Origin of the sequence: Kitasatospora kazusensis (genome assembly GCF_039529945.1) — a bacterium.
Taxonomy (GTDB): domain Bacteria; phylum Actinomycetota; class Actinomycetes; order Streptomycetales; family Streptomycetaceae; genus Kitasatospora; species Kitasatospora kazusensis.
The window spans coordinates 56,221-79,562 of record NZ_BAAANT010000011.1 but is presented as its reverse complement, the minus strand read 5'-3'; the positions used below and the strand labels follow the sequence as shown (position 1 = coordinate 79,562).

15 protein-coding genes are annotated in these 23,342 nt (G+C 72.7%); 7 read left to right on the top strand and 8 right to left on the bottom strand.

The genetic code is table 11. The features are described 5' to 3' along the window. Positions 1-438 precede the first annotated feature (438 nt). From ABD330_RS12225 to ABD330_RS12215, 3 genes are all read left to right on the top strand, one after another. Positions 439-2,541: a hypothetical protein gene (locus tag ABD330_RS12225; protein ID WP_344463956.1), complete on the top strand. Its 2,103-nt coding sequence runs from the start codon at positions 439-441 to the stop codon at positions 2,539-2,541. 290 nt (positions 2,542-2,831) lie between these two features. Continuing rightward, the gene (locus ABD330_RS12220; RefSeq protein WP_344463954.1) at positions 2,832-4,733 is read left to right on the top strand and encodes a hypothetical protein; all 1,902 of its coding nucleotides are present in this window, start codon (positions 2,832-2,834) and stop codon (positions 4,731-4,733) included. Positions 4,734-4,907: 174 nt separating this feature from the next. Next, complete coding sequence (locus ABD330_RS12215) at positions 4,908-7,382, top strand: penicillin acylase family protein (RefSeq protein WP_344463952.1); 2,475 nt, start codon at positions 4,908-4,910, stop codon at positions 7,380-7,382. Between the two features lie 115 nt (positions 7,383-7,497). On the opposite strand, the gene ABD330_RS12210 is transcribed toward ABD330_RS12215, so the two are convergent. From ABD330_RS12210 to ABD330_RS12195, 4 genes are all read right to left on the bottom strand, one after another. Beyond that, positions 7,498-8,766, bottom strand: coding sequence for a sugar ABC transporter permease (locus tag ABD330_RS12210; RefSeq protein ID WP_344463950.1), 1,269 nt, complete (start codon positions 8,764-8,766; stop codon positions 7,498-7,500). Next, complete coding sequence (locus ABD330_RS12205) at positions 8,763-9,551, bottom strand: ATP-binding cassette domain-containing protein (RefSeq protein WP_344463948.1); 789 nt, start codon at positions 9,549-9,551, stop codon at positions 8,763-8,765. Before ABD330_RS12205 ends, ABD330_RS12210 begins: the two co-directional genes overlap by 4 nt. 184 nt (positions 9,552-9,735) lie before the next feature. Beyond that, positions 9,736-10,839: a sugar ABC transporter substrate-binding protein gene (locus ABD330_RS12200; protein WP_344463946.1), complete on the bottom strand. Its 1,104-nt coding sequence runs from the start codon at positions 10,837-10,839 to the stop codon at positions 9,736-9,738. A 178-nt stretch (positions 10,840-11,017) separates the two neighbouring features. Continuing rightward, positions 11,018-12,214 (bottom strand): ROK family transcriptional regulator, encoded by a 1,197-nt coding sequence (locus tag ABD330_RS12195; RefSeq protein ID WP_344464155.1) that lies wholly within the window; start codon positions 12,212-12,214, stop codon positions 11,018-11,020. 353 nt (positions 12,215-12,567) lie between these two features. Between ABD330_RS12195 and pepN the strand changes: the two genes are divergently transcribed. After that, positions 12,568-15,150, top strand: coding sequence for an aminopeptidase N (gene pepN / locus ABD330_RS12190; protein ID WP_344463944.1), 2,583 nt, complete (start codon positions 12,568-12,570; stop codon positions 15,148-15,150). A 123-nt stretch (positions 15,151-15,273) separates the two neighbouring features. Here the strand turns inward: pepN and ABD330_RS12185 are convergent, their stop codons facing one another. Further along, complete coding sequence (locus ABD330_RS12185; protein WP_344463942.1) at positions 15,274-16,740, bottom strand: sensor histidine kinase; 1,467 nt, start codon at positions 16,738-16,740, stop codon at positions 15,274-15,276. Between the two features lie 83 nt (positions 16,741-16,823). Next, positions 16,824-17,540 (bottom strand): response regulator transcription factor, encoded by a 717-nt coding sequence (locus ABD330_RS12180; RefSeq protein ID WP_344463940.1) that lies wholly within the window; start codon positions 17,538-17,540, stop codon positions 16,824-16,826. Positions 17,541-17,767: 227 nt separating this feature from the next. On the opposite strand from ABD330_RS12180, the gene ABD330_RS12175 reads away from it, so the two are divergent. The 3 genes from ABD330_RS12175 to ABD330_RS12165 are packed head-to-tail and all read left to right on the top strand — an operon-like array spanning position 17,768 to position 20,409. Next, positions 17,768-19,123 (top strand): ferredoxin reductase family protein, encoded by a 1,356-nt coding sequence (locus ABD330_RS12175; RefSeq protein ID WP_344463938.1) that lies wholly within the window; start codon positions 17,768-17,770, stop codon positions 19,121-19,123. 51 nt (positions 19,124-19,174) lie between these two features. After that, positions 19,175-19,660 (top strand): FMN-binding protein, encoded by a 486-nt coding sequence (locus ABD330_RS12170; protein WP_344463936.1) that lies wholly within the window; start codon positions 19,175-19,177, stop codon positions 19,658-19,660. 35 nt (positions 19,661-19,695) lie between these two features. Then, positions 19,696-20,409, top strand: a complete 714-nt coding sequence (locus ABD330_RS12165; protein WP_344464153.1) for an FAD:protein FMN transferase — start codon at positions 19,696-19,698, stop codon at positions 20,407-20,409. 157 nt (positions 20,410-20,566) lie between these two features. Here ABD330_RS12165 and ABD330_RS12160 read toward each other — a convergent pair whose 3' ends face one another. Then, positions 20,567-20,797 (bottom strand): hypothetical protein, encoded by a 231-nt coding sequence (locus ABD330_RS12160; protein ID WP_344463934.1) that lies wholly within the window; start codon positions 20,795-20,797, stop codon positions 20,567-20,569. 21 nt (positions 20,798-20,818) lie between these two features. Next, positions 20,819-22,990, bottom strand: a complete 2,172-nt coding sequence (gene malQ, locus ABD330_RS12155) for a 4-alpha-glucanotransferase (protein ID WP_425555511.1) — start codon at positions 22,988-22,990, stop codon at positions 20,819-20,821. Between the last annotated feature and the right edge of the window lie 352 nt (positions 22,991-23,342).

Below are 23,342 nucleotides of genomic sequence, written 5' to 3'. Positions count from 1 at the left end.
CGACGGGCTTCGCCGCCCTTGGCGCCGGCCGCTCCGAAGGTCCCGGAGTGCCCAGACTGGTCGAGTCTAATGTCCAACCGGCGGACTCCGGCGGTGGGTCGATTTCCTTCACGGCTGTTCGAGTCCTCGTTCGACCGGCCGCACCGGTCCGCACCGGGCGCCGGAAGATCCGCTCCGGGCGCCGCGGCAGGCCGCCCCCGGCGTGCCGGTGCGCCGTCGCCGATGCCGTGGCTCGGCCGGACGGCCGATTTTACCGCCCCTTCACCGGCTGCCTCCCGCACGTACCCTGTCGCGTTCAGTTCAGCTGTGGAACTCTGTGGCGTGCGCGAGCGGGGGGAGGCGGGTGGTGCTCCCCCGCCCGGTTTCTACGCGCGTCGACTCCGACGCGCGGCAGCGTCCCAGAGAGGGAGCAGGATGCGCAGCAGCAGAGTGTTGGCCTTGGCACTCACCGCCGGCCTCGGCCTCGGTGCGGCCGTCGCGGGCCCGGCGAACGCCGTTGATCCGCAGCACCACCGGCCGAATCCGACGGGGTGTCAGATCTCGGCGAACGGAAGTGACTTCCGCCACGTCATCTACCTCCAGTTCGACAACGTGCACTTCACCCGGGACAACCCGAACGTCCCCTCGGACCTGGAGCAGATGCCGAACCTGCAGAACTTCCTGCAGAACAACGGCACGCTCTCCGGCAACCACCACACGCCGCTGATCGCCCACACCGGCAACGACATCCTGACCTCCCTCACCGGCCTCTACGGCGACCGGCACGGCCAGGCCGTCTCCAACTCGTACCGGTACTACAACCCGGACGGCACCACGAACTCGGCGGGCAGCTTCGCGTACTGGACGGACGGCGTGGCCGACTCCTCGGTGCCGTCCCCGGCCGACACCACGCCGACCATGGTCGGCCCGGACGGCAAGATCGCCCCCGCCCCGTGGGCGGCCTACACCAAGGCCGGCTGCGACTTCGGCGCGGTCTCGGCGGCCAACACCGTGTTGGAGAACACCAACGTCGACATCAACAAGGTGTTCGGCGCCACCTCCCCGGAGGCCGCCGAGGCCAAGGCCGACCCGGCCAGGGCGCAGGCCGACTACGTGGGCCTGGGCATCCACTGCGCGCAGCACTCCGCCGTCTGCGCCAAGGGCACCACCAGCCCGGACCTGCTGCCCGACGAGCCCGGCGGCTACAACGGCTACCAGGCCCTGTTCGGCGGCAAAGCCGTGAACCCGGCCATCGCCGGCGCGGCCACCGTGAACTCGACCGACGGCAAGCCGATCACCGACCCCAAGGGCAACCCGGGCTTCCCCGGCTTCGACGCGATGACGGCGAACAACTCGCTCGGCTACGTCGCCCAGATGCAGGAGGCCGGCGTCCCGGTCACCTACGCGTACATCTCCGACGCGCACGACCAGCACGGCGCCAACAGCGGCGCGTACGGGCCGGGCGAGGCCGGGTACGTCCAGCAGCTCAAGTCGTACGACAACGCCTTCGGGACGTTCTTCGACCGGCTGCAGAAGGACAACATCACCCCGGCCAACACGCTGTTCGTGGTGACCTCCGACGAGAACGACCACTTCGTCGGCGGCAAGCCCACCCCGGCGAACTGCGACGGCGTGACCGTGCCGTGCAGCTACGCCCAGATCGGCGAGGTGAACGCCAACTCCCGCGGCCTGCTGGCCACCCAGCAGGGCGTGACCACCCCCTACCAGGTGCACTCGGACTCCGCGCCGAACTTCTACCTGAACGGGCAGCCCGGCCCGAACGACCCGAAAACCCGCTCGTTCGAGCAGGCCTGGTCCAAGGTGACGGCGGTCAACCCGATCTCCGGGAAGACCGACACCATCTCGCAGTACCTGGCCGACCCGGCCGAGATGAAGATCCTGCACATGGTGACGGGCGACCCGCTGCGGACCCCCACCTTCACCTCCTTCGCCAACCCCGACTACTACGTCACGGCGGGCGCGGCCGACTGCTCGAAGTCCTGCGTCTACCTCGGCCCGGCGTACGCCTGGAACCACGGTGACTTCTCGACCGACATCAACACCACCTGGCTGGGCCTGGTCGGTCCGGGCGTGAAGAAGCTCGGGCACACCGACGCGGTCTGGTCGGACCACACGGACATCCGCCCGACCATGCTCGCGATGCTCGGCCTGCACGACAGCTACACCCACGACGGCCGGGTGCTGACCGAGTTCCTGGACCACCGCGCGCTGCCCCGCACCCTCGCCCGCGAGACCGCCGCGTACCAGCGCCTGGCCACCTCGTTCAAGCAGCTCAACGCGGGTGTCGGCCAGTTCGCCGGCGCGACCCTGACCGCCGCGACCACCGGCATCGCCTCGAACACCCCCGGTGACGCCCAGTACCTCGCGAGCACCAAGAAGCTGACCGCGCTCGGCACCCAGCGCGACCAGCTCGCCAAGAAGATCGCCGGGCTGCTCGACAAGGCCGCCTTCGGCAAGGGCCGGATCGACTCCGACCAGGCCCGCGACCTGGCCGCCCAGGCCGACCGCCTGATCCAGCAGGCCAAGCACCTGGCCGGCTGACCCAGCGGTCCCCGGGCCTCCGGGTCTGCGGGCCTCCGGGTCTGCGGGCCTCCGGGCCTCCGGGCCGACGTACGTGTGGGGCCCCCGGCGGCGGTTCGCCGCCGGGGGCCCCACAGGCGTCTCCGGGGTCCGGAACGCGTCCACCACGAGGCAATCCGGACTCCGGAGTCGGGACGCCGTCGGCCGGGCACAGGGGGCTCCGCAACTCCTTCGCGTCGTCGGCCGCCTGACACTAGAGTGCCCGCCATACGACACCGCCCCTAGGGGCACAGGGGGAGGAGTTCTCAACCATGGCACGACACCTGAGACGGTGGCAGGGCCTACGCCCCGCCACCGCAGCCGTCACCGCGGCCGCACTCGGATTCGCGGGGGTGGTCCTGTCCGCCTCGTCCGCCGCAGCCGCACCCCCCATCGCGCAGGTACCGCAGGTCTCGCTGGCCTACACGGACGTGCGCACTCCGGCGACGAGTTATCCGCAGCCGACGGGCGACCTGCCGCTCGGCAGCTGGCTCGACGGCCAGGGCGCCACCCACGAGTCGCGGGTCTACGCCTCCTTCGACCTGGCCGGGTTCGCCGCCAAGGACACCGCGAAGCACGTGGTCACCGCCTCGTTCCTGTTCGGCGAGTCCTCGGCCGCCAGCTACGTCCAGCGCAGTGTCGAGGTCTGGCAGACCGCGACGCCGACCGCCCCGGTCACCTGGCGCCGGGCGCCCGCCGAGAAGCAGCTGCTGGGCACTGTGGTCACCACCGCCGCCGGCCCCGCCTCGTACCTGCACCTGGACCTGACGAGCGCCGCCGCCGCTGCCGCCGCCTCCGGGCGCCACACGCTCTCCGTCGAACTGCGGCTGCCCGACGCGGACGAGAAGAACACCGCGCTGGGCCGTCGGCTGAACCCCGGCATGACGCTGTACGCCTCGTCCAACACCCCGCCCGGGGCACCCACCGAGCTCTTCAGCCAGGCCTACGCCTGCGCGGCCAAGGCGCCGTACCCGTACCTGCCGAGCCTGACCCCGCCGCTGACGGCGATGCTGCACGACACCGACCCGGGTGACCAGTACCTCACGGGCCACTACGCCGTCTGGCCGGTGGAACACCCGGAGCAGCGCACCGAGTTCACCCAGGACTCCATGCTCAGGGACTACGGGAGGAGCGCGAACGTCCCGACCGGCCTGCTCGCCGACGGGGGGACGTACGCCTGGCAGGTCCGGGGCGGCGACGGCACCGACCTGTCCGCCTGGTCCAAGCCCTGCACCTTCCACGTCGACACCACCCTGCCCTCCGCCGCGCCCGTGGTGACCTCGGCGAACTACCCGGTCGACCGGACCACGCCCGGCGGCGTCCCGGGACAGTTCACGCTCGGCGCGAACGGGGTTCCGGACGTGGCGGGTTACCAGTTCAGCTGGTCCCAGGACTTCCCCGTCCTCGGCTGGTCCACCGACCCGAACGGGGTACCGCAGCGAACCGACCCGTACACCCTGCCCGGCTTCGTCCGCGCCTCCCGGCTCGGCGGCCCGGTGAAGCTCACGCTGACGCCGCCGGACCAGGGCCCGCAGACGCTCTACGTCCGTAGCCTCGACCGGGCGTTCAACCCGTCGCCGGCCACCAGCTACCGGTTCTTCGTCCCCAACACCATGCCCGCCGTGACCGGCCTGCCGGCCGCTCCCCGGCTGGGGACGCCCTTCACCCTGCACCTGGCGCCGAACGCGGGCCTCCCCTCGGTGGACAGCTACACGGTGCAGCTGAACAACGACACGCCGCAGACCGTGACCGCCGCCCCGGACGGCACCGCCTCGGTGACGCTCACGCTCGCCTACGCCGGCGGCAACACGATCACGGTGCGCAGCCACAGCCCGAACGGCTGGACCAGCTCCTCCAACCGGCTGTTCGCCTTCGTGGACACCGCTCCCGGCGTCACCTCCGACATCTACCCGGAGGACACGGGCACCACGGTGAACGCGGGCGGGGTCGGGGTCACCGGTGTCTTCAGCTTCGCTCCGAAGGTGCCCAACGTGGTGTCCTACACCTACTCCTTCGACTTCGGCAACGAGACGACCGTCGCCGCAGGCACGGACGGCACGGCGCAGGCCTCCTGGGCCCCTGACGCGAGCGGGCAGCACACCCTCTCCGTCTACGCGACCGACCGGGACGGGAAGACGTACGACACGTACTACTACTCCTTCGACGTGAACTGACGCTCCGGCGGCAGTGCGAGGGGGTACGCGGTCACCGCGTGCCCCCTCGTTCGTCCCGTGAATTCGCGCTCCGACTTCGTGCCTGGGGTGTACGACCCAGGGTGTAAGCAAGGCCGCAGAGGTCCGCCGACGGTCCGATGCCGGGTGAGGGCCGCCCACGGCACTGTGGGCCCCATGCCAGAACGTAACGATCTGAACGGGCGTCATCGACGCTTCCCCCTACGACGGTTGGCGTCGGCCGTGGCCACGCTGTGCCTGGCCACGGCCACGGCGGGGCTGCTGCCGGCCGCCGCCTCGGCGACGGACCAGGCAGGATGGGCAGCGCAGGCGGGGCAGCCGGAGCGGACGACGAGCGGCGACGGCTACACGGCCCGGATCCGCCGCACCGAGTACGGCATCCCGCACATCCAGGCGCACGACTACGGCAGCCTGGGCTACGGGTACGGCTACGCGTTCTCCCAGGACAACGCCTGCTGGCTCGCCGACAAGGTGGTGACCCTGCGGGGCGAGCGCTCCAGGTACTTCGGCCCGACGGCGGACACCAGCGACGACCCCGGCACGAGCAATCTGGCGAGCGACACCTACTACCAGGGCCTGCGCCGGGCCGGCACCGTCCAGCGGCTGCTGGCGCGCCCGGCGCCGCTCGGCCCCACGGCCGGGCTGCGGCAGCTGGTCGACGGCTACGCGGCGGGCTACAACCGCTTCCTGCGCGACACGGGTGCGACGAAGCTGTCGGACCCGGCCTGCCGGGGCCAGGCGTGGGTCGGCCCGGTCACGGCCCAGGACATCTGGGGCCTCTTCTACGACATCGACACGGACGCGGGGGCCGGCGGGTTCAAGCAGGCCATCGCGACCGCGACTCCGCCGGGCGCCGCGACCCGGCCGGCCCCCGCGCTCGCGGCACCCGGGTCACCGCACGCCCCGAACGCGACGGCCGCCCCGACCGGCGGGGCACCCCGCCGGGGCGACCTCGGCAGCAACGGCTGGGCGCTCGGGCGGGACGCGACCCAGGGTCACGACGGGATGCTGCTGGCCAACCCGCACCTGCCGTGGATCGGCAGCCACCGCTTCTACCAGGTGCAGTTGACGATCCCCGGGGTGCTGGACGTCTCGGGCGCCGGCCTCTACGGCACACCGCTGGTCGAGATCGGCCACACCCGGAACCTGGCCTGGACCCACACCACCAGCTTCGCGGACCACGCCTCGCTGTTCCGCCTCTCGCTCGTCCCCGGCGACCCGACCAGCTACCTGGTCGACGGGAAGGCCGTGCCGATGACGCGGCAGACCGTCCAGGTCACCGTGTCCGGCGCCGACGGCAGGCCGTCCACCGTCAGCAGGACGCTCTACGGTTCGCAGTACGGGCCGGTCCTGGCCGACAACTGGACGGGGGACACCGCCTACGCGCTGCGCGACGCCAACGCCGACAACCTCCGCTCGATGAACGAGTGGCTGGCGATGGACACCTCGCAGAGCCTCGCCCAGTTGCAGCAGGCCCAGCGCACCTACCAGGGCATCCCCTGGACGTACACCGTCGCCACCGACACCGGCGGCGCGACGTACTACACCGACTCCTCCGCCGTCCCGCACGTCACCGACGCGCAGCTGGGGCGGTGCGGACTGCCGGCGGTCGACGACCTGCCCGGCATCCTGGACGGCTCGGCCTCGGCCTGCGGCTGGGGCAGCGACCCGGACGCGCTGGTCCCCGGCCTGTTCGGCCCGGCGGAGCAGCCCCGGCTGACCCGGACGGACTACGTCGCCAACTCCAACAACAACCCGTACCTCGCCAACCCCGCCGCGCCACTCACCGGTTACCCGGCGATCTACCACACCGGCCGCCAGCTGAGCCTGCGTGCCCAGCTCGGGCTCCGGATGATCGCGCAGCGCCGGGACGGCACCGACGGGCTGGGCACACCGGGCTTCACCCTGCCGACGCTCCAGGCGAGCATGCTCGGCAACCGGAACCAGAGCGCCGAACTCGACCGGGACGAAGCGGTCGCGCTGTGCCGCGCCAACCCCGTCCAGACCGCCACGGACGGCACCCGGGTCGACGTACGCGCCGCCTGCGACATTCTCGCGGCCTGGGACACCCGCGACGACGCCGACAGCCACGGCGCCGTGCTGTGGAAGGCGTTCTACTACAGCCTGCTCCAGGGCGGCCCGCACACCTGGTGGCGGGTGCCGTACGACCCGGCCCAGCCGCTGACCACCCCGCGCGGGCTGAACGGCGACGACCCGCAGGTGCGGCGCGCCCTGGCGGACGCCGTCCGGATGCTGACGGGCCAGGGCGTCCCGCTGGACGCGGCCATGGGCGGCGTCCAGCACTGGGCCGGGGTCGCCCTGCCCGGCTGCGACCAGGGCGAGGGCTGCTTCGACGTGGTCCAGACCGGCCCGGCCTCGGGCGGCAGCGGCGCCGTCGACGCACCCGGCGACTTCGCGTACGGCTCCAGCTTCCTGATGGCCACCGAACTGACGGCACACGGCCCGCACACCCGCACCCTGCTCACCTACGGCGAGTCCGGCGACCCCACCTCGCCGCACTACGCCGACCAGACCGCGCTGTTCGGCCGCAAGCAGTGGGTCACCGAGCGGTTCACCGAGGCCGAGATCGAGGCCGACCCGCAGCTGCGGACCACGGTCCTGCGCGGCTGAGCCGGCTCCCGGGACGGACGGACCGTCAGGGAGACGACGGACGGACCGTCCGGGGGAAACAGAACGGGCCACGGATCCGGGGGAATCCGTGGCCCGCTGCCCTACCGGCGGAGTGTCAGCTCCGGCCGGAGGCCTTCTGGGTCTTGCGGGAGAGCGAGTCGATGACCACGGCGGCCAGCAGCACCGCGCCGGTGATCATGTACTGCACCGAGGTGTTCATGTTGAGCAGGTCGAGGCCGGTCTGGATGGACTGGATGACCAGCCCGCCCAGCAGTGCCGACCAGACCGAGCCCCGGCCGCCGAAGAGGCTGGTGCCGCCGATGACGGCCGCGGCGATCGCCATCATCAGGAGGTTGGGGGTGCCGATGCCGCCCAGGTTCGAGGTGCCGGTCTGGGCGACGAAGAACAGGCCGCCCAGCGCGGCGAACCCGCCGGAGATCGCGTAGACCGAGATCCGGATGAACGCGACGTTGATGCCCGCGCGGCTGGCGGCCTCGATGCTGCCGCCGACCGCGAAGATCTGCCGGCCGTAGGTGGTGCGGCGCAGCACGAAGTCGGTGACGGCCAGCGCGGCGAGGAAGAGCACCAGGGCCATCGGCACGCCGTTGGCCTGGTTGAACATGAAGGCCGCGCCGAAGGCGAGGAGCGCCAGCACACCGGAACGCAGGGCGATCTCACTGGTGGGGCGGAAGGGGACGCCCGCCTTGCGGCGCTTGCTCTGCTCCAGCAGCGAGCTGCCCAGCAGCGCGGCGACCGCGAGCACGGCCAGGATGTAGGCGCCGGAGATGTCCGACCCCATGAAGAAGGACCGCTGGCCGACCAGGTGCAGGAAGCCGGTGTCCTTGAGGGTGATGCTGCCGCTGCTGCCGAGCAGCGAGAGCATCAGGCCGTTCCAGAACAGGTTTCCGGCCAGGGTGCCGACGAACGCGGGCACGCCCACCTTGGCGAAGAAGTAGCCGTGCAGCATGCCGGTGGCCGCGCCGGTGGCGATCGCCAGCACGACGGAGAGCAGCGGGTCGATCCCGTGCGTGACCGACAGGACGGCGAAGGCGGCGGCGGAGAGCCCGCCGACCGAGGCGACCGAGAGGTCGATCTCGCCGAGCAGCAGCACGAAGACCAGGCCGACGGCCAGCATGCCGGTGGCGGACAGGAAGTAGCCGATGTTGGACAGGTTGGTCGCGGAGAGGAAGTGGCTGCTCTGGGTCTGGAAGACCGCCCAGATGATCGCCAGGCCGATGACGACCGGCAGCACGCCGAGCTCGCCGCCGCGCACCTTGCGCTTGAACTCGGCGAGGTAGCCCTTGAGACCCTCCTCGCGGACCAGCAGGCGCGGGTCGACCGCGGGGGCGGGGGCGGCGGGCGGGGTGTCGGTGGTGTTGCTCACTTGGCCGCCTCCGCGGTGCGTGCCTGACGACGGGTCACGGCGTTGTCCGTGGCGCCCGTGATCGCGGCGATGATCGTCTCGTGGGTGGTCTCCGCGACCGGGAAGGAGCCGTTGTTCTTGCCGAGCCGCAGCACCGCGACGGTGTCCGCGACGGCGCGCACGTCGGCCATGTTGTGGCTGATCAGGATGACGCCGAGGCCGCGCTCGCGGAGCCGCTCGACCAGGTCGAGCACCTGGGCGGTCTGCTCGACGCCGAGGGCGGCGGTCGGCTCGTCCAGGATGACGACCTTCGGCTCGCCGATCAGGGCGCGCGCGATGGCGACCACCTGGCGCTGCCCGCCGGACAGGCCGGCGATCGGGATCCGGACGCTGGGGATGCGGATGGAGAGGGTGCTGAGCAGCTCCCGGGCCTTCTGCTCCATCGTCACCTCGTCGAGCACGCCGAAGCGGCGCAGCTCGCGGCCGAGGTAGAGGTTGCCGACCACGTCGAGGTTGTCGCAGAGCGCGAGGTCCTGGTAGACGGTGGCGACACCGAGGGTGGCGGCGTCGTGCGGCCGGTTGATGCTGACCGGCTTGCCCTCCCACTCGATGACGCCCTCGTCGATCGGGTGGACGCCCGCGATCGTCTTGACCAGGGTGGACTTGCCGGCGCCGTTGTCGCCGACCAGGGCCACCACCTCGCCGGCGTGCACCTCCAGGTCGACCTCGGTCAGCGCCTGGACGGCACCGAACCGCTTGGAGACGCCGCGCAGCGCCAGTACGGGTGCGCTTGTCACGTGAACCAACTCCTTCTGTCCACCCCGTGCCACGGGTGGCCGCCGCGCCGTCCCGGGCGCGGTCGAAAGCTTGTGAGATCTCAGGGGTCGTCCCTTGGGACGGTGCGCCACCGTGCCGGACGGCAGGGCGCGGTACGGGAACCCCCCGGAGCGGACTCGACGGGGGATTCCCTGGACTACCTTCGGGCTGCTGCTACTTGATACCGGCTGCGGCGCACGCGGCGGCGAAGTCGGCGGTGCAGATCTTGGCCGTCGGGTAGAGCGCGTCGGCGATCACCGTGGTGGCCATGTTCGCCTTGGTGACCGAGACCGGGGTCAGCAGGACGGACGGGACCTTGTCACCGGAGCCGCTGGTGGAGCTGGCGGTGGCGGTGTCGGAGACGGCCTTGTTGTTCAGCAGGTCGACGGCGAGCGAGGCGACCGCCTCGGCCTCCGGCTTCGGGGCCTTGTAGACCGTGCTGGTCTGGGTGCCCGCGAGGATCCGCTGCAGACCGGTGAGCTCGGCGTCCTGGCCGGTGACCGGGATGCTGGAGATGCCCGCGCCCTTGAGGGCGGTGGCGATGCCGCCGGCCATGCCGTCGTTGGCGGAGTAGACGGCGGCGATGTTCGGGGCGCCCAGCTGGGTGATCGCGGCGGTCACCTTCTGGTTGGCGATGGTGTCCTTCCACAGGCCGCTCTGCTCGTACGCGATCTTGACCTTGCCGTCGAGGATCTTGTGCGCGCCGGCCTTGAACATCGCGGCGTTCGGGTCGGCGTCGTCACCGTTGATCATCACGACGTTGGCGGTCGGGGTGGCCTTGGCGCCGAGGGCGTCCAGCAGGGCCTGGCCCTGGAGCTCGCCGACCTTCTCGTTGTCGTAGGAGACGTACGCGGAGACCGGGCCCTGGGCCAGGCGGTCGTACGCGATGACCTTGATGCCCTTGTCCACCGCGGCCTGGATCGAGGACTTGATGGCGGCGGAGTCGACGGCGTCCACGATCAGGACGTTGACACCCTTGGTGATCATGGTGCTGACCTGCTGCGCCTGGGTGGCGGCGCTGCCGGCCGCGTTCGCGTAGTCAACGGTGCAGTCCGCGCAGGCGGCCTTGACCTTGGCCTCGATGAGCGGCTTGTCGAGCTGCTCGTACCGGGTGGTGGCGTTCTCCGGGAGCAACAGGCCGATCGACTTGCCACCGGTGCTCGCGGAGGACGAGGCGGCGGTGGTCTTGTCGCCGCCGGCCTTGCCACAGGCAGCCATGGTGAGAGCCATCGAAACCGCAGCAGTGCCGATGACAGCGCGACGCATCATTGCGTTCATGGTGGGGGGTGCCTCCCTGACAGAGCCGCAACGTTGCGGCGAGGTGAAAGGGAGTCAACCCGTCAAGTCGGCTTATCGTCAACAAGTAAACCCGGGCGACCGAAAATCCGAACCCTTTCGTTATCTTCCTGAAGGCGAAGCCGAGACCAAAGCGCCCCGGCCGCCCTCCGGCCGCTGATCAGGCCCGGGCCGCCACCGCGTGGCCCGGCTGTCGGATTGCGCCCGATTCGCCCATTTCGCTCATCACCAGCGCCAGCGCCCCCAGCACCTCCGCACGGCCACCGAGCGTGCCCGGAACCACCGACAGCTGCCGGGCCGCACTGGGGATCGCATAGCGGGCAACCGAGTCCCGGATAGGGGAAAGCACCAGCTCACCGGCCTCGGCGAGCTCCCCGCCGAGGATCACCCGGCGCGGGTTGAGCAGGTTGCACAGAGTGGCGACGCCGCTGCCGATCTGCCGCCCGGCGTCGGCGATCACCCGGCGGCAGCCGAGGTCGCCCTCATGGGCCAGCTGCACCACCTTGGTCAGGGTCAGCTCACCCGGATGGTTAGCGTTCAAGAGGTTGAGCAGGTAGCGGGAGCCCACGAAGGTCTCCAGACAACCTCTGTTGCCGCAGCGGCAGACCGGGCCGGCCTCGTCCAGCGTGATGTGCCCGATCTCGCCGGCCGTCCCGCCCGGCCCCCGGTAGATCTGGCCGTTGATCACCAGGCCGGAGCCGACCCCGCTGGCCACCTTGATGTACGCGAGGTCGCTCAGCCCGCGCCCGGCGCCCCAGACCAGCTCGCCGAGCGCGCCCAGGTTGGCGTCGTTGTCCACGTGGACCGGCATGCCGAGCCGCTGCGACAGCTCCTGCCCCGGGGTGATGCCCGTCCAGCCGGGCAGGATCGCGGTCGAGCCGAGCGCGCCGGTCTCCTGGTCGATCGGGCCGGGCACGCCCAGGCCGACGCCGATCACCTTGTCCGGACGGAACCCCGCCTGCTGGAGCAGCCGCTCGACCAGTGCCTCCGCGCGGTCGAAGCCCTGCTCGGCGGAGACGTCGACGTCGAGCGGCTCGCTCTCCTCCGCCAGCACCCGGTGCGCCAGGTTGCCGACCGCGACCCGCAGGTGGGTGTGGCCGAAGTCGACACCCACCACGATCCCGGCGTCACCGCTGAGCGAGACGCTGCGGGCCCGGCGGCCGCCGGAGGAGGTGTCGGCGACGACGACCGTCCCGCCCTCCTTGAGCTCACGGACGATGTTGGACACCGTCGCCGCCGACAGGCCCGTGCTGCGGGCGATCTCGGCCTGGGTCAGCGATCCGGCCATCCGGACCGCGCGCAGCACCCGTTCGAGGTTCGCCCGGTGCAGTGAGGACTGCGATCCCGGTGTGTCCAGCGACATGATTGACCCTCCCAGGGCACGGGGACCCGACCGTCCCCGCTCCGTCCGCGCCGTTGCGGCGGAGCTGTGTGGTGGCCTCGGCGCCCGTCACCCTGTGGTGCCGGGGCCTCAACCAAATGTTCACGTTCAACTTCTGAACTCTATGCTCAGCCGACAGCCCGATGCCGCGTCAAGAGCGAACACGGATCGTTGTAGAACCTCCGCTGACGGCCTGTCTCCGCTGTCAGTCCAGTGTCACGGAAGACCCGCCGTCACGGCGGGGACACGGCGGCGGCAATGGCAGGGCTCCCGGGAACGGCGGCATGGGAGGATGCGGGCATCCCAAGCCTGACAAAGGAGTCCTGCGAGTGCCTGGCACCAACCTGACCCGTGTGGAGGCCCGCACCCGGGCCGAGCTCCTGCACGTGGACGCCTACGACATCACGCTCGATCTGAGCACGGCCCGTGAGGGCGGCACGTTCCGGTCCACCACCGTGGTCCGCTTCACCGCCGCCACGCCGGGCGCCGCCAGCTTCATCGACCTGGTCGCGCCGAGCGTGGCCGAGATCGTCCTGAACGGCGAGCCGCTGCCGCTGGACAGCTTCGAGGACAGCCGGATCGCCCTCCCCGGCCTGCGGGCCGAGAACGAACTGCGGGTCGTCGCCGACTGCGCCTACACCAACACCGGCGAGGGCCTGCACCGCTTCGTCGACCCGGTCGACGGCGAGACCTACCTCTACACCCAGTTCGAGGTGCCGGACGCCCGCCGCGTCTTCGCCAACTTCGAGCAGCCCGACCTCAAGGCCGCGTACACCTTCACGGTGACCGCGCCCAAGGGCTGGGTCGTGGTCTCCAACTCCCCCACCCCCGAGCCCGCCGGTGACGGCGACACCCAGGTCTGGAGCTTCGCGCCCACCGACCGGATGTCCAGCTACATCACCGCCCTGATCGCGGGCCCGTACGTCGGTGTCTTCGACGCGTACGAGAACGGCGAGCAGCACGTCCCGCTCGGCGTCTACTGCCGCCCGTCGCTGCGCGAGTTCCTCGACGCGGACGCGATCTTCGAGGTCACCAAGCAGGGCTTCGACTACTTCCAGGAGAAGTTCGACTTCCCCTACCCCTTCCCGAAGTACGACCAGCTCTTCGTGCCGGAGTTCAACGCCGGCGCGATGGAGAACGCGGGCGCCGTCACCCTGCGCGACCAGTACGTCTTCCGCTCCAAGGTGACGGACGCCGCGTACGAGTCGCGCGCCGCGACCATCCTGCACGAGCTGGCCCACATGTGGTTCGGCGACCTGGTCACCATGGAGTGGTGGAACGACCTCTGGCTGAACGAGTCGTTCGCGACCTTCGCCGAGGCGGTCTGCCAGGCCGAGGCGCCGGGCTCCCGGTGGCCGAACTCCTGGACCACCTTCGCCAACTCGATGAAGACCTGGGCGTACCGGCAGGACCAGCTGCCGTCCACCCACCCGATCATGGCGGAGATCAACGACCTGGAGGACGTCCAGGTCAACTTCGACGGCATCACCTACGCCAAGGGCGCCTCGGTGCTCAAGCAGCTGGTGGCGTACGTCGGCCAGGACGCGTTCTTCCAGGGCGTGCAGGCCTACTTCAAGCAGCACGCCTGGGGCAACACCCGCCTCTCCGACCTGCTCGGCGCGCTGGAGAAGTCCAGCGGCCGCGACCTGAAGACCTGGTCGAAGGCATGGCTGGAGACGGCCGGCATCAACGTGCTGCACCCGGAGTTCACCATCGCCCTGGACGGCACCATCGCGTCCTTCGCGGTCATCCAGGAGGCCCCCGCGCTGCCCGCCGGCGCCAAGGGCGAGGCCGTACTGCGCCCGCACCGGATCGCCATCGGCGTGTACGAGCTGGAGGGCGAGGAGCTGGTCCGCACGGACCGGATCGAGCTGGACGTCGACGGCCCGCGCACCGAGGTCCCGCAGCTGGTCGGCCGTCACAAGCCGTCCGTGCTGCTGCTCAACGACGACGACCTGTCCTACGCCAAGGTCCGCCTCGACGAGGGCTCGCTCGCCGTCGTCACGCAGCACCTCGGCGGCTTCACCGACTCGCTGCCGCGTGCGCTGTGCTGGGCCTCGGCCTGGGACATGACCCGCGACGGCGAGCTGGCCGCCCGCGACTACCTGGAGCTGGCGCTCTCCGGCCTGCCCCGCGAGTCCGACATCGGCGTCGTCCAGTCGGTGCACCGTCAGGTCAAGCTGGCGCTCGACGTCTACGCCGACCCGGCCTGGCGCGAGGAGGGCCTGGCCCGCTGGGCCGACGCCGCCGAGCAGCAGCTGCGCGCCGCCGCCCCCGGCAGCGACCACCAGCTCGCCTGGGCCCGCGCGCTGGCCGTCGTGGCCCGCACGGACCAGCAGCTCGCGCTGCTGGCCGGCCTGCTCGACGGCTCGGCCACCCTCGACGGCCTCGCCGTCGACACCGAGCTGCGCTGGGCGCTGCTCGGCCGGCTGGCCGCCACCGGCCGCGCGGACGACAAGGCGATCGACGCCGAGCTGGACCGCGACCCGACCGCCGCCGGCCAGGAGCACGCGGCCAGCTGCCGCGCCTCCCGGCCGACCGCCGACGCCAAGGCCGGGGCCTGGGCCTCGGTGGTGGAGCGGGACGACCTGACCAACTACGTCCAGGAGGCCGTGATCAGCGGCTTCGTCCAGGCCGACCAGCGCGAGCTGCTCGCCCCCTACACCGCGCAGTACTTCGGCGCGGTCAAGGGCATCTACGAGGACCGCAGCCACGAGATCTCCCAGCAGATCATCGTCGGCCTCTACCCCTCGCTGCAGATCGAGCAGGCCACCCTGGACGCCACCGACGCGTGGCTGGCCTCGGCCGAGCCGGCCCCGGCCCTGCGCCGGATGGTCGTCGAGGCCCGGGCGGGCGTCGAGCGCGCCCTGAAGGCCCAGCTCGCCGACCAGGCGGCGGCGCGGCGCGCGTAACGCGGTAGCGCCGGTAGCGCTTTCCGAAGAGGGCGCGAAGGGCTGCGCGTTGTGGGAGGTGCGGCAACATACCTTCCGATTCGCGCAGTTCCTCGCGCCCCTGGGGGGGTGCGCGGTGCTCTCTCAGGGCTGCCCGGGGAGCAGGACGGTGACGGCCGTGCTCCCCGGGCGGCTCGCCAGGTCGACCGTGCCGCCGTGGGCCGTGACAACCGCCCGGACGATCGCCAGGCCGAGGCCGGTGCTGCCGGCCGCCCGGGAGCGGGAGCGGTCGCCGCGTACGAAGCGCTCGAAGGCCATGGCCGCCAGCTCGGGTTCGATCCCCGGGCCGGTGTCGGTGACCGTGAGGCGGACCCGGCCGGCCCGCTCCTCCAGCCGGAGCGTCACCTCGGTGCCCTCCGGGGCGTGGGTGCGGGCGTTGGCCAGCAGGTTGGCCACCACCTGCCGCAGCCGGTCGGCGTCACCGGTGACCAGGACGGGTTCCTCCGGCAGCTCCAGCCGCCAGCGGTGTCCGGGCCCGGCGGCCCGGGCGTCGGCCGTGCAGTCCAGGGCCACCCGGGTGAGGTCCACCTCCCCCACCGCGAGCGGCCGTCCGGCGTCCAGCCGGGCCAGCAGCAGCAGGTCCTCCACCAGGGCGCCCATCCGCTGCGACTCGGCGTCGATCCGGGTGAGCGAGTGCGTGACCTGCTCGGGCAGCGGACCGGGGTGACGCAGCGCCAGCTCGGCGTGGCCGCGCACGGTCGCCACCGGGGAGCGCAGTTCGTGGCTGGCGTCGGCGGCGAAGGCGCGCAGCCTCTCCTCCACCGTGTGCCGCTGGGCGAGGGCGTCCTCGACGTGGCCGAGCATCCGGTTGAGCGCCGCGCCGACCCGGCCGACCTCCGTCCGGCTGTCGTCGTCCGGCACCCGGACGGAGAGCTCCACCTCGCCACTGGCCAGCGGCAGCGCGCTCACCCCCTCGGCCGCCGCCACCACCCGGCCGAGCGGGCGCAGCGAGAAGCGGATCCAGAGCGCCGCCGCCACGCCCGTCACGGCCAGCGCGACGGCGAAGACGATCAGTTCCACCATGATCAACTGATGCACCGTCTGCTCGACCGGCTCCAAGGGCAGTCCGGTGACCAGGACGTCGCCGTCCAGCCCGGCGGTGGCGCGCAGCCGGTAGCCGGGCAGCGCGGCGAGCCGGACGCTGGCGGCCGGGCCGCCGACCGGCAGGGCGGCCAGCGCCCGCTGGTCGGCGGCCGTCAGCTGCACCAGGTCGTCGGTGTCGGCCGGTCTGCTCCCGGCGGCCACCCCCGGATCGTCGGCGTCGCCGTCGACCACCCCGGCGTTGGTCACCGTGCCGTGCAGCAGCCGGGCACCGAAGGTGCCCGGGGCCTGCGCCCGGGTGTCACTGCGGGCGGTGGCGGTGCCGCCGGCGCCCTGGTGCTCCAGACTGGCGGCGTAGCGGCCGCCGGTGTCGGAGAGCTGTTGGTCGAGCCGGGCCACCAGGAAGTGCCGCAGCGCCTCGGTGGTGGCCAGCCCGACCCCGCCGCAGGTCAGCACCAGCAGCGCGAGCAGCCCGGCGAGCAGGCGGGCGCGGATCGTACGAGGGGCCATCCGCCTGATCACCGAAGGGCCGGTCCCGGCCGGGCCGGACACTGCGGGGCCGGACGCTGCGGGGCCGGTCACGGCCGGGCCGGTCACGTCGCCGCCTTGATCAGGTAGCCCGACCCGCGCACGGTGTGGATCATCGGGGGCCGCCCGAGGTCGACCTTCTTGCGCAGGTAGCTGATGTAGAGCTCCACCACGTGCGCCTGGCCGCCGAAGTCGTACGACCAGACGGCCTCCAGGATCTGCGGCTTGCTGAGCACCTGCCGGGGGTGCTGCATGAGGTAGCGGAGCAGCGCGAACTCGGTGGGGCTCAGCTCGACCGGTTCACCGCCCCGGGCCACCTCGTGCGACTGCTCGTCCAGCACGAGGTCGCCGAGGACCAGCCCGCGCACCGGCACCGGCCGCTCGGCCGGGCCGGTGCGGCGCAGCAGGCCGCGCAGCCGGACCACCACCTCGGCCAGGCTGAACGGCTTGGTCACGTAGTCGTCGCCGCCCGCCGCCAGACCGGCGATCCGGTCCTCGACGGCGTCCTTGGCGGTCAGGAACAGCACCCGGACCTCGGGCTGCCCCGCGTGGATGCGGCGGAGCACCTCCATCCCGTCCAGGCCGGGAAGCATCATGTCCAGCACCACGGCGTGCGGACGCCAGTCGGCCGCCGCCGCGACGGCGGCCGGCCCGTCGCCCGCGCCGCGCACCTCGCAGCCCTCGTAGCGCAGCGCCCCGCAGAGCACCTCGACGAGGTCGGGCTCGTCGTCGACCACCAGGATCCGCCAGGGCGGCTGGTCCGGTCCGGAGATGCTGTCCATGCGGGTCCCCAGGGGTGGCTTCGGCGGCGGGAGCCTTCATTCTCACCTGCCGCGATGAGAACACGGTGAGATCCACTTGCCCCGGCCGCAGCCACCACTACCGCCCTGACCTGCGCAAACACCTGATTTTCGGGAGTGTCGGGGCGGCGGACTCAGAGGCAACTGAGAGCTTCCGGTGCCAGGGTTGCCCAGGTCGGACGGTATCCGGACGGCAAGGAGGAGGGCCCGTGACCGTACTCACCCAGCACCGCAGCGCAAGCCGCCGTGCCGCGCCACCCCGCAGGTTCCCGGCCGACGCCGTGTCCTGGGCCGTACTCGGCCTGATCGCGGTCGGCGCAGCCGGCCTGCTGGCGATCTGGTGGAACGACACCACCGAGGTGACCACCGCCGCCGACTGGCTGACCGGCGCCGGGCGGATCACCGGCCTGCTGGCCGGGTACGCCGCGCCGGTGCTGCTGCTCCTGATGGCCCGGATCCCGCTGCTGGAGCGCGAGGTCGGCGCGGACCGGCTGGCGCGCTGGCACGCGATGGGCGGCCGGTACCTGGTCGGGCTGGTCAGCGTCCACGTGCTGACCATCGTCTGGGGGTACGCGCTCACGGACCACCAGGGCGTGGTCTCCGAGGGCGTCCGGCTGGTCTTCCACTACCCCGAGATGATCAAGGCCACGCTGGCCACCATGATCATGTTCGGCACCGGCGCGGTCTCGGCCCGGGCCGCCCGCCGGCGGCTGAGCTACGAGACCTGGTACTACCTCCACCTGGCCACCTACCTGGCGATCGCGCTCGGCTTCAGCCACCAGCTGGCCAACGGCGCCGACCTGGGCAGCGGCCCCGAGCGGCTCGCCTGGTACGCGCTCTACCTGGGCACCGCCGCCTTGCTGGGCTGGTACCGGCTGGTCGTCCCGTACCTGCGGGACCGGCGGCACCGGCTGCGGGTCGCCGAGGTGCGGCGCGAGGCGCCGGGCGTGGTCTCGCTCTTCCTGACCGGCGAGCGGCTGGACGAGCTCGGTGCCGAGGCCGGGCAGTTCTTCCGCCTCCAGTTCCAGACCAAGGGCCTGCGCTGGGCCGCCAACCCGTACTCGCTCTCCGCGCCGCCGCACCCCCGGTTCCTGCGCTTCACGGTCAAGGACCTCGGCGGCCACAGCGCGGCGGTGGCCCGGCTCGCACCCGGCACCAAGGTGCGGGCCGAGGGGCCGTACGGCGCCTTCACCGCCCGGCGGCGCCGGGAGCGCAAGGTGCTGCTGCTCGGAGCGGGGGTCGGGGTCACCCCGCTGCGGGCGCTGTTCGAGACGCTGCCCGGCCGGCTGACCTTCGTCCAGCGGGCCCGGCGGGCCGAGGACGTGCTCTTCCGGGACGAGCTGGCGGCCATCGGCGCCGACCGCCGCGCGCGGGTGCACGAGCTGCTCGGCAGCCGGGCCCAGGTCGGCGACCTCGGCGCCGCGCTCCGCCGGCTGGTGCCCGACCTGGCCGGGCACGAGGTGTACCTGTGCGGGCCGGAGGCGCTGGCCGAGGACGCCGTCCGCGCCCTGCGCGCCGCCGGGGTCCGGCGCTCCCGGATCCACCGTGAGTCCTTCGACTTCTGACCCGTTCCCTCCGACCGTCTCCCGACCGTCCCACGCCGAAGGGTTGTCCCCGTGCGCAGAGCCATCGTCGCCGGCACCGCCACCGTGGCAGGGGTGATCCTGCTGCTCTCGCTCAAGCCGCACAACAGCGGCGCGGGCGCGGTCAGCAGCAGGATCATCAGCTCCGACACCTCCAGCACCCCGTCGTCGGCGCCGTCCGCCGGCCAGTCCTCGCCGGCCGCCTCGGCCGCCGCCTCCCCGGGCAGCCCGTCGGCCTCCGCCACGCGGACCGTCACCGGCTCGGCGATCGACACCCGTTACGGCCCGGTGCAGGTCCGGGTGGTGCTGGACGGGAAGAAGGTCTCCAGGATCGACGTGATCCAGTACCCCCAGGAGAGCGGTCGCGACCTGGAGATCAACAGCTACGCCCTGCCGCAGCTCAACCAGGAGGCGATCGCCGCGCAGAGCGCGCAGATCGACGCGGTCTCCGGCGCGACGTACACCAGCGACGGCTACACCCGCTCACTGCAGAGCGCCCTCGACCAGGCGGGGCTGTGACCGCCCCGGCGCCGCTGCGGCACGCCGAGCACGTGATGGGCACCGTCTTCTCGTTCACCGTGCGCGACCCCACGCCGGAGATCGGCGAGGCACTGCGGCGGGCCGTCGAACGGCTGCACCGCATCGACCGGGTCTTCTCCACCTACCGGCCCGACAGCGACATCAGCCGGCTCGGGCGCGGCGAACTGACCCCCGCCGAATGCGACCCGGAGGTCGCCGAGGTGCTGGAGCGCTGCCGCGAGGTCACCGCCGAGACCGACGGCTGGTTCAGCGACCGGCCCGGCGGAGTGCTCGACCCGAGCGGATGGGTAAAGGGCTGGGCCGTCGAGGAGGCCTCCCGGCTGCTGCGCGCGGCGGGCTCGGACCGGCACAGCGTCGGCGGCGGCGGCGACATCCAGACCTGCGGCGGCCCCTGGCGGATCGGCGTCGCCCACCCGCTGCACCCGGGCGAGCTGATCGCCGTCGTGGCCGGCCACGACCTCGCGGTCGCCACCTCCGGCACCGCCGAACGCGGCCCGCACATCCTCGACCCGCACACCGGCCGCCCCGCCACCGGCCTGGCCTCCCTCACCCTGGTCGGCCGCCGGCTCGCCCGCACCGACGCCTGGGCCACCGCCGCCTTCGCGATGGGCCCGCAGCGTGCCCTGGCCTGGGCCGCCCGGCACCCGCAGGTCGAGGCCCTGGCCGTCCTCCCCGACGGCAGCACCCGCCACACCCCGGGCCTACGCCGGCACCTCGCGACGGGCTGAGCCGGACGCGTTCCGGCGGCGGGAGGCCGAAGGGGCGGCGAGAGCGGCGGACCGGTGGGCCGGTGGGACCGGTGGGCCGGTGAGCGCCGTGGGCCGGTGGAAACCGGAGAGCGCCGCAGGAGCGGGTGCTCCTGCGGCGCTCTGCGGTGCGACGTGGTTACTTCTTCTTGCCCTTGCCCAGCGAAGGGAGCATGACCAGACCCGTGATCAGTACGAACAGGACCAGCGGGATTCCGACGTAGAGGCCCAGGGTCTGGGCGAGGCTCAGCCCCTTGCCCGGGTCGTCACCGTCGTCCCTGGTCAGGGCCATGGCGGGCGACGACATCAGCATCATCAGCGTGGCCGCTGCGGTGACCGCACCAGCGCGCAAAGCGTTCCTCTTGTCCACGTTTCCCAAGGTACCGGCCCTTTATGACGCCCCGCGCGGCGGGGTGCGCCTTCCGGGCTCGGTGTCGCCCCCGGCGCCGAGCGCGGCCGCCAGCGCGTGCGTGCCCGGGGCGGCCGCGATCCGGTCGAGGGTGAGCGGGGCGCCGGTCGGGCCGGCCACCGGGAGGCGCCAGTTCGGGTACTGGTCCCAGGTGCCGGGGAGGTTCTGCGGGCGCGGGTCGCCGACGGTGTCGGGCAGCCAGACGCCGACCAGTTCGGCGGGGGTGGCGAGCAGGAAGGCGTACAGCGCCTCGGGGGTGAGCTCGGCGCCCTCGGCGAGCAGCCCGGCCCGGGTCAGTTCGGTGCGCCAGTCGGCCAGCTCGGCCGCCGCCCCGGCCTGCTCCTCCTCCAGCGGGCGGGCCAGCAGCCCGAGGCGGTGCCGCAGCTCGACGTGCTCGCCGCTGAGCCGGGCGGCGGTGCTGGGCAGGTCGTGGGTAGTGAGGGTGGCCAGGCAGGCGGACCGCCAGCGCTCGGGCGGCAGGACGGCGCCCTTGTCCTGCCAGTCGCGCTCGAACCAGAGGACGGAGGTGCCGAGGATGCCGCGCGCCGTCAACTCCTCCCGCACGCCGGGTTCGACGGTGCCGAGGTCCTCGCCGATCACCTGGGTGCCCGCGCGGTGCGCCTCCAGCGCGAGCACCCCGAGCATTGCCTCCGCGTCGTAGCGGACGTACGCGCCCTGGGTGGGCGGCAGCCCGGCCGGGACCCACCAGAGCCGGAACAGGCCCATCACATGGTCGATCCGGATCGCCCCGGCGTGCCGGGCGGAGGCCCGCAGCAGCTCGGCGTACGGCGCGTACCCGGCGGCGGCGAGCGCGTCCGGGCGCCAGGGCGGCAGGCCCCAGTCCTGGCCGTGCGCGTTGAAGGCGTCCGGCGGGGCGCCGACCGAGATGCCCTCCGCCAGCACGTCCTGGAGCGCCCAGGCGTCGGCGCCGTCCGGGTGGGCGCCGACGGCGAGGTCGTGGATCAGGCCGACGGCCATCCCGGCCCGCTCGGCGGCCTGCTGGGCCGCGCCGAGCTGCTCGTCCACCAGCCAGGCCAGCCAGCGGTGGAACTCGATCGCCTCGGCGTGCTCGGCCTTCGCGGCGGCGACGTGCGGACTGCCGGGGTGGCGCAGGCTCTTCGGCCAGCCGTGCCAGTCGCTGCCGTGCACTTCGGCCAGCGCGCACCAGGTCGCGAACCGCTCCAGCCAGTCGCCCTCGCGCTCGGTGAACGCCCGGTACGCCGCCTGGCGGCCGACCCCGCGCGGGACTCGGTGCAGGATCTGCAGCGCCTGCCGCTTCAGCGCCCAGACCCCGTCCCGGTCGATCAGGCCGTCGTGCCGCAGCACCTCGCCGCGCAGCCGGGCGCCGCGTTCGACGAGCTCGCCGAGGTCGCCGAGGTCGCCGAGGCCCTGCGCGTACGCGAACTCGGGGACGGCCTCGATCCGCAGGTGCACCGGGTCGGCGAACCGGCGCGAGGAGGGCCGGTACGGGGACGGGTCGGACGGTGCGCCGGGCAGGCCCGCGTGCAGCGGGTTGATCTGCAGGAAGCTCGCCCCGAGCGCGTTGCCGGACCACTGGGCCAGCTCGGCGAGGTCGCCCAGGTCGCCCATGCCCCAGGAGCGGTCGGAGAGCACGGAGTACAGCTGCGCCAGGAAGCCCCAGCCGCGCTCCCGGAGCGGTTCGAGCCGCTGCGGCGCGACGATCAGCGTCGCCTCCTGCTCCCGCCGGGGCGTCTTCGCCCGCAGCCGGTGCCGGCCGAGCGGGAGGTCGGCGGGGAGCCAGTGCGAGTGCCCGGCGGGCAGCGTCCAGCAGCCGCCCTCCTCCAGCTCGACGGTCAGCACCGCCTCGGCCGGCAGGTCGACCGCCGTCCGCCGGCCGGCCCTGACGACCACACAGGGCGGCAGCAACCGGCCCGCCAGCTCGGCCCGGTGACGCTCCAGCGCCTCCTTCGCCGCCTCGGGCGTACTCGCGTCCACCCCGAGCGCGGCGAGCACCGCGACCAGCGTGTGCGCGGCCACCGGCAGCGGCCCGCTACCGGGGTCGTACGTGCTGTCCACCCCGTGGGCGTGCGCCAGCGCCACCAGCTCCGGCGGAGGCGCGGGCGCGTCCTCGGCGGGGGCCGGCTGGAGACCGGAGTCGGCAGGGTCAACGGCAGGGTCGAGGAATGCGGCCACTCTTGGGCTCCTGTGCTCTGAGGAGACGCCGTACGGGACCCCCCAGTCCTACCCGCGCCCGGGCCGCCCGACCCCGCACGACACGGGCTCCGATTCGGCACGACGGGTGAACTTCGCGGCGCGGGGTCCACCGGGGACGTCCGGACGGCCACGGCGGGCAGCACCTGTGGCCGGGCCACACCCGTCGTCCTCACAGGCCACCCGAATCCCCTGACTCTCCGCCGGATCCGCACACCCGCCCGACGACCGATTCCGGGCAGACTCCCAGCATTGGCGGACAAAAGAGACATTGACCCCAGCCGCGTTGACACCGGACGTAACACCTGGTGGGCTGTGGCGGCGGAGCGGTCCG